The organism is Nonomuraea aridisoli, assembly GCF_003236395.1.
Lineage (GTDB): Bacteria > Actinomycetota > Actinomycetes > Streptosporangiales > Streptosporangiaceae > Nonomuraea > Nonomuraea aridisoli.
The window spans coordinates 1-6998 of record NZ_POUD01000383.1 but is presented as its reverse complement, the minus strand read 5'-3'; the positions used below and the strand labels follow the sequence as shown (position 1 = coordinate 6998).

Here is a 6998-nt window from a genome sequence, read left to right as displayed (position 1 = left end):
AGGTGGTGGTGGTCAAGGTGACGGCTTGGGCGGTGGTGGTGGAGGTCAGCAAGGATTCCATGATGTCGAGGACGTGGAAGGCCAGGTCGCCGTTGGCGCGGGGGACGCGGTCCGGTGGGGTGGTGGCGAAGTCGGCCAGGCCGATGCCGCGGCCGGCGTCGGTGTAGCCGGCCGAGACCGGGAGGGTGCGCCAGCCGTCCTCGCCCAGGCGGGCGAGTTCCACCGGGCCGTCGAAGTGGTTGGGGTCGGGGACGACGAGCGAGCCCTGCTCCCCGTGGACCTCGATCCTGGACGCCTTGGTGGCCACCGCGTCGAAGCTCATCACCAGCGTGGACAGCACCCCGGACTCGTGCACGAGCACCCCGGTGACGTGGGTGTCCACGGTGACGGGGACCGACTCGCCCTGGCGCGGCCCTGATCCGATCGTGCGCTTGCTCCGCGTACGGCTCCCCGCCCCGATGACGGTCGTCACCGGCCCGAGCATGGTGACCAGGCTGCTGATGTAGTAGGGGCCCATGTCGAGCAGCGGCCCGCCGCCGGCGACGTAGTAGAAGTCGGGATCGGGATGCCACCGCTCGTGACCGGGCGTCATCATCGTGGCCGTCGCCGCGACGGGCGTGCCGATCAGCCCGTCGTCGATCGCCATGCGGGCGGTCTGCGTACCGGTGCCGAGGACGGTGTCGGGCGCGCACCCCACCCGCACCCCCGCCGCCGTGGCGGCGTCCAGCACCCGACGGGCGTCGGCGGAGGTGGCGGCCAGCGGCTTCTCGCAGTAGACGTGCTTGCCGGCGGCGATGGCGAGCAGGGCGACATCGGCGTGCGCGGCCGGGACGGTGAGGTTGAGCACCATCTCGACGCGCGGGTCGGCCATCAGCTCGGGCACGCTCATCACGTCGACGCCCGGGTAGGCCCGCACGGCCTGCCTGGCGCGGTCGAGGTCGAGGTCGGCCACGGCCACCAGCCGCAGCCGCGGAAGGCGTTCGATGGTGGTGAGGTACTGCGCCGAGATGGCGCCGCAGCCGACGACGCCGACGTTCAGCGGCCGGCCCACAGCATGCCCCTCTCGATGACCGTGCGGACGCTGTCGTGCTGCAGCACGTCGAGGCTGTGCCCCGGAGTGGCGACGAAGATCCGGCCCTGACCCCAGCGGCGGGTCCAGATCGCCGGCGAGGTGACCTCGCGGTGCCAGGGGTCCCAGGAGCGGACCTTCTGCGTGGTGGTCGCCAGCACGTCGATGTAGTCGTCGGTCAGCACCCAGTACTGCTCGGTGACCAGGTCGAAGTCGCCGATCCCGGCGGTGATCGGGTGGGAGGCCGCCTCGGGGAGCATGGTGACGGTGTACGGGACGAAGTTGTGCTGCTCGGTGCCGGCGCCGGGCTCGGACGGGTCCTTGCCGGGGTGGCAGGCGAACTGGCCGCCGATGAGGTGCAGGTAGTCGGAGGAGTTGCGGAAGGAGTCGGCGATGCCGCCGTGCCAGCCGGCCATGCCGGTGCCCGCCTCGATCGCCGCCCGCAGGCCCTTGAGCTCGTCGGGCTGGATGGTGCCCATGGTGTAGCACTGCACGATGAGGTCGACTCCGGACATGAACGCCGGGTCCGCGTACGGGGCGGGGCTGTCCGCCAGGTGCACCTCGTATCCGTGTTTCTCCAGGTACGGGATGAAGAGGTCGGTGGCCGCCACCGGGGCGTGGCCTTCCCAGCCGCCCCGCACCACCAGGACCGTACGCCTGTGTTCGCCTGCCATGCTCTCCCAATCACGTGAGGAACCGCTCGGGCTGCCGCCAGAAAACGGCATACCGGTCAATCATGCTGTCAGGGTTCCGGGTGGGGAGGAAGAGGCCACCGAGGGCGGATCACCGCCGCCTCGCGGAAGGCGACGGTGATCCGCGGTCGGACGACGGTCAGGGGGCGCAGGTGCGCTGCGGCTTGGCCGGGGCCGCGCAGCGGAACAACGACGGGTTGACCACCGACGGCGGGCGCCACTCCAGCGAGGCCTGCTCGTAGGCGTAGGCGAACGACAGCAGCGCCGCCTCGGTGTAGGCGGTCCCGAGGAACGTCATGCCGAACGGCCGCCCGTTGGCCGGGTCGTAGCCGATCGGCACGGCGACCGACGGGTACTGCGCCCGCGCGCCGATCCCGGCCGAGCCGTTGCCGGAGAACAGGATCGCGTCCAGATCCTCGGCGGCCAGCACCGAGTCGATGCGCGAGCGGGCGGTGGCGATGCCGTTGTCGCGGTCGGCCTCGTATTCCGCCTTGGCGGCGGGGTCGTCGAGGTCGATCTCGTTGGAGGCGACCAGCTGCGTCTGGCCGAACTTGATCGCGCCCTCGGCGGCGTGCTCGAGGTTGTAGCGGACGACGTCGTCGAGGGTCTTCATCGGGGCGTTGCGGGGCAGGCGGGCGAGGTAGGCGTTCAGGTCGCGCTTGAACTCGTAGTCGAGGATGCCGGGCGGCATCCCGCCGGTGTTCACGGTGACCTGGACGAGGGTGGCGCCCTGGGCGCGCAGCACGTCGAGGGCCCGGGTGAAGGCGGCGCCCTGGTTGCCGGACGGCGAGCCGGCGACGCCGACGCGCACGCCCTGGAGCGCGTCCTTCTTCAGCGCGGCCGTGTAGTCGGTGCCGGCGACGCCGCCGCTGGTCTCGGTCACCGGGTCCTCGGGGTCGACGCCGGTCATCGCGGTCAGCAGGGCGGCGGCGTCGTACACCGAGCGGGTCATCGGGCCGGCGGTGTCCTGGGAGGCGGCGATGGGCACGATGCCGGTCCGGCTGACCAGGCCGACGGTCGGCTTCACGCCGACGAGGGAGTTGGCCACCGAGGGGCTGAGGATGGAGCCGGAGGTCTCGGTGCCGACGGTGACGGCGGCGAGCCCGGCCGCCGCCGCGGACCCGGAGCCGGAGCTCGACCCGCTGGGGGTCTGGCTCACGTCGTACGGGTTCAGCACCTGCCCGCCGAGGCCGCTGTAGCCGGACGGCATGCCGTTGGTGGTGAAGTTGGCGAACTCGGTGAGGTTGGTCTTGCCGAGGATGACGGCGCCGGCGGCGCGCAGCCGCTCGACGAGGAAGGCGTCGCGGGAGGGGTAGGAGCCGGCCAGGGCGAGCGCGCCGGCCGTGGTCGGCAGCCCGCGGACGTCGATGTTGTCCTTGACCAGCACGGGGATGCCGTGCAGCGGGCCGCGCACCGTGCCTCTCCTGCGTTCCCTGTCGGCCTGCCTTGCCTCCTCCAGCGCCCTGTCGTTGAGCACGCGGACGGCGTTCAGGCCGGGGCCGCTGGTGTTGAGCGCGCGGATGCGGGCGATGTAGTCGCTCGTGAGCTGCTCAGAGGTGATCTTCCTGGTGCTCATGGCCTGCTGGAGCTGCGCGACCGTGACGGTCTCGAGGTCCAGGCGCGTGCGGCCGCGGTCGATCTGGGCCTGCGTCGGGGACACCACCACCACTGTCGCCGCCACTGTCACCGCCGCCGCGACGGTGGCGAACGCGGCGAGGTGGACGGTGGTGCGGGTGGTCAGGCGGCGTCGTACGGATAAGACACTGGGACGTCTCATGGGGTGCGTGTCCTTCCAGAGAGTGTCCGCCTCGGCCCCGGGCGGCACGAGGCAAACGATGATCACCCAGGAAGGGTGCGACGGGGAAGTTTCCCCGACATTTCGGATCCATTACTTTCGGTGCCACGAGCGCGGGTGGCGGATCTTGACGCGTCCGTACGCGAGCCGGCCGCTGACCCGGACGTGCGGGGTTCCCGCGTGGCCCGGGACCTTGCTGGTGATGCCGCCCCAGTCGGTGTGCGCGCCGTCGGCGTCCGCGCTCGCGCCGGGCGGCACGACGATGAGCGCGGAGCCGTACTCCAGGTGGAGCTCGATGTCGATCACCGGGTAGGAGACGACCGCCTGTGACAGGTCGAGCCGTACGCCGCCGTACCCGGAGTGGATCCGCAGCAGGCGCGGCACCCGCCAGTCGCCGGCCCGGGTGATGGCGCCGCCGGTCGAGCCGAGCTCCACCACGTCGTCCATGCCGTCCAGGTCGTCCGGCAGGTCGGCGAGCACGGGCTCCAGCTCCCCCGGCGAGGCGGCCGTCAGCACGTGCTCCAGCCGCCGTTCCAGCTCGCCGGAGGAGAGGCGGCCCTCCGCGTACGCCTGCTGGACCAGGTGCACGGCCCGGTCGCGGTCGGCCTCCCGGAGCCGTACCTCCCTCATCGGCTCACGGCCCTGCGGTAGAGCCGCGTGGCCAGCGGCACGAACACGACCAGCAGCACCGCCGTCCACAGCAGCGAGACCGGCACCGCGTGCCGCAGCGGCCAGGCGGCCGGCTCGGCCGCGCCCGGCGGGACGTTGCCGAACAGCTCCCGGGCGGCCTGGACGATCGTGGAGACGGGGTTCCATTCGGCGATCGGCTGGAGCGGGCCGGGCAGGCGGGCGCTGTCGACGAAGGCGTTCGACAGGAACACCAGCGGCATCGACAGGATGGTGGCCGCGTTGTTGAACACGTCCGGCTTGCGCAGCGCGAGCGCGACCGCCGCCGTCACCCACGAGAACGCGTAGGCGAACAGCAGCAGCATCACGAAGCCGAGCACGGCCTCGCCCGGCGAGGAGTTGATCCGCCACCCGACGACCAGGCCGACGAGGGCCATCACGACGATGCTGGTGACGTTCATGATGACGTCGCTGAGCGTCTGGCCGGTCAGCACCGCCGAGGGCGACATCGGCAGTGTGCGGAAGCGGTCGAAGATGCCCTTCTGCAGGTCGTGCGTCAGCGTGTATCCGGTGATCTGGGCGCTCATGACGATCGTCTGGACGAAGATCCCGGGGATGAGGTATTCGCCGTACGAGATGCCGGGCAGCTCGATCATGCTGCCGAACACGTACGCGAACAGCAGCACGAACACGATCGGCAGGGCGATCACGCCGCCGAGCAGGTCGGGCGCTCGTTTGATCTTGAGTGCGTTGCGCTTGGCGATCGTCATGCCGTCGGCGACGGCGATCTGCAGGGTGTTCATCGGACGCTCTCCTTGATCTTCTCCTCGGCCTCCCGGCCGGCCTCGTGCCCGGTCAGCGCCAGGAACACGTCGTCCAGGGTCGGGCGGCGCAGCCCGGCGTCGCGCACGGCGATCCGCCCGTCCGCCAGCCGTCCCAGCGCCGTGGTCAGCGCGGCGGCGCCGCCGCTGACCGGAACGGTCACCCGCAACGCGCCGGCGTCGGCCTGCACGCCGCCGGCGGCCAGCGGCGCGAGCACGTCGTGGGCCGCGCGCAGGTCGGCCTCGCTGGTCACGGTCACCTCGATGCGGTCGCCGCCGACCTGGTCCTTGAGCTCGTCGGCGGTGCCGAGGGCGATCACCCGGCCGTGGTCGACCACGGCGATGCGGTGGGCCAGCCGGTCGGCCTCCTCGAGGTACTGCGTGGTCAGCAGCACGGTCGTGCCGCCGGCCACCAGCTCGGCGATGAGCTCCCACAGGGCCGCGCGGGCCCGGGGGTCGAGGCCCGTGGTGGGCTCGTCGAGGAAGAGCACGGGCGGCTCGGCCACCAGCGCCCCGGCCAGGTCGAGGCGGCGCCGCATGCCGCCGGAGTAGCCCTGCACGGGCCGGTCGGCCGCCTCGGCGAGGTCGAAGCGCTCCAGCAGCTCGCGGGCGCGCCGGCGGCTGCGCCTGACGCCGAGGTGGTAGAGGCGGCCCACCATCTCGAGGTTCTCGGCGCCGGTGAGGTGGTCGTCGACGGCGGCGTACTGGCCGGAGGCGCCGATGTGGGCGCGCAGCCGGTCGGCGTCGCGCACGACGTCGAACCCGGCGACCTCGGCGCGGCCGGCGTCGGGCTTGAGCAGGGTGGTGAGGATGCGGACGGTGGTGGTCTTGCCGGCGCCGTTCGGGCCGAGCAGCCCGAGGACGGTGCCCTGCGGGACGGTCAGGTCGACGCCGTCGAGGGCGGTCACGGCGCCGTAGCGCTTGACCAGGCCCTCGGCCACGATGGCTGCGGTCATGGTGTTCTCCTCCTGCGGGGGTCAGGAACGGTGGATGACGATGTCGCCGTAGTCGGTGTGGGCGCGCACCTCAAGGGTGTGCTCCGTCTCGACGGGACCGTCGGCGGCGTCGAGGGAGACGTCGACGGTGCCGTGCTGCGAGCTGACGTCGAGCCAGGCGGAGGTGCCCTGGCGGATGCCGAGCTCCAGCCCGCCACCGGTGGTCTCCATGACCACGGCCCCGGAGACGACCTCGCCGATGGTGAGGCTGCCGTACGCCGTCTTGGCCACGACGCCGGACAGGGCGCGGTCGACGGTGACGTCGGCGTGGGCGGAGCTGAGCCGCAGCTCGCCGGTCACCGTGCCGAGGGTCACCTCGCCGTGCGCGGTCTTGATCACCGCGGTGCCGTCGATCCCGCCGACGCCGATGCTGCCGTGGGTCGTGGTGAGCTCGGCGTGCCCGGCGGCGCGCCCGACCGAGATGTCGCCGTGGTCGCTCTTCAGCCGCAGGCGCGCGGCCTGGTCGACCCGGATGTCGCCGAGGGAGGTGGTGAACCGCACGTCGCCGAGCGGGCCCCGGCAGCGCACGTCCGCCGCCGCGCCGCCCTCGACGCGGGAGCCGGCCGGCAGGCTGATGGTCACCTCGACCGTGCCGCCGCCGCTGATCAGCGAACGCACCCAGTCCGCCGGCGACTCGACCAGTTTGTCGAGCGAGATGCCCCATCCGAAGGACCGGGTGGACGGGCCGCCGGAGGTCTTCACGAGCAGCCTGCCGTCGGAGTACTCGGCCTTGGTCTGCCGGGCGATCTCCACGTCCGCGTCGTTGGAGGCGTCGCTCGGGGAGATCTCCACGACGGTGTCGGCGCGCTCGCTCGCCTCGATGCGGAGGTGGGCGGCGGGCACGTCGATCACGGCCGTGATCGGCTCGGGGGTGGCGAAGGCGGGCATGGTGGTCTTCTCCTCGTGGGATCCGGTGGTCATCAGCGCACCCAGCCGGTGTAGCGGCTGCCGCTCTGCTGGGTCGCGCGCCGGGCGGACCGGCGGGGGGCGGGGTCGAGG

The 6998-nt window shown here is 72.3% G+C and carries 7 protein-coding genes; all 7 read right to left on the bottom strand.

Translation table 11 applies throughout. The annotated features are described in order from the left end of the window. Positions 1-1051: Gfo/Idh/MocA family protein (locus C1J01_RS44695; RefSeq protein WP_111185084.1), on the bottom strand; the 1051-nt coding region annotated here is incomplete at its 3' end. Beyond that, the gene (locus C1J01_RS44690) at positions 1036-1743 is read right to left on the bottom strand and encodes a ThuA domain-containing protein (protein ID WP_111185083.1); all 708 of its coding nucleotides are present in this window, start codon (positions 1741-1743) and stop codon (positions 1036-1038) included. The genes C1J01_RS44695 and C1J01_RS44690, both read right to left, overlap by 16 nt. Positions 1744-1900: 157 nt before the next feature. Then, positions 1901-3538 (bottom strand): amidase family protein, encoded by a 1638-nt coding sequence (locus C1J01_RS44685; RefSeq protein ID WP_111185082.1) that lies wholly within the window; start codon positions 3536-3538, stop codon positions 1901-1903. 111 nt (positions 3539-3649) lie between these two features. Further along, a complete protein-coding gene (locus C1J01_RS44680; protein ID WP_111185081.1) occupies positions 3650-4186 on the bottom strand; it encodes a DUF1707 SHOCT-like domain-containing protein in 537 nt (178 codons plus the stop codon). Then, positions 4183-4986 carry an ABC transporter permease gene (locus C1J01_RS44675; protein ID WP_111185080.1) on the bottom strand — a complete coding sequence of 268 codons (804 nt, stop codon included), beginning with the start codon at positions 4984-4986 and terminating at the stop codon, positions 4183-4185. Before C1J01_RS44675 ends, C1J01_RS44680 begins: the two co-directional genes overlap by 4 nt. Beyond that, the gene (locus C1J01_RS44670) at positions 4983-5960 is read right to left on the bottom strand and encodes an ATP-binding cassette domain-containing protein (RefSeq protein ID WP_111185079.1); all 978 of its coding nucleotides are present in this window, start codon (positions 5958-5960) and stop codon (positions 4983-4985) included. Before C1J01_RS44670 ends, C1J01_RS44675 begins: the two co-directional genes overlap by 4 nt. A gap of 21 nt (positions 5961-5981) precedes the next feature. Next, positions 5982-6920 (bottom strand): DUF4097 family beta strand repeat-containing protein, encoded by a 939-nt coding sequence (locus tag C1J01_RS44665; RefSeq protein WP_235855089.1) that lies wholly within the window; start codon positions 6918-6920, stop codon positions 5982-5984. Positions 6921-6998: the final 78 nt, after the last annotated feature.

Coding starts and splice junctions, on each gene's coding strand:
- C1J01_RS44690 (WP_111185083.1), bottom strand. CDS start 1,743: ATGGCAGGCGAACACAGGCGTACGGTCCTGGTGGTGCGGGGCGGCTGG.
- C1J01_RS44685 (WP_111185082.1), bottom strand. CDS start 3,538: ATGAGACGTCCCAGTGTCTTATCCGTACGACGCCGCCTGACCACCCGC.
- C1J01_RS44665 (WP_235855089.1), bottom strand. CDS start 6,920: ATGACCACCGGATCCCACGAGGAGAAGACCACCATGCCCGCCTTCGCC.
- C1J01_RS44675 (WP_111185080.1), bottom strand. CDS start 4,986: ATGAACACCCTGCAGATCGCCGTCGCCGACGGCATGACGATCGCCAAG.
- C1J01_RS44680 (WP_111185081.1), bottom strand. CDS start 4,186: ATGAGGGAGGTACGGCTCCGGGAGGCCGACCGCGACCGGGCCGTGCAC.
- C1J01_RS44670 (WP_111185079.1), bottom strand. CDS start 5,960: ATGACCGCAGCCATCGTGGCCGAGGGCCTGGTCAAGCGCTACGGCGCC.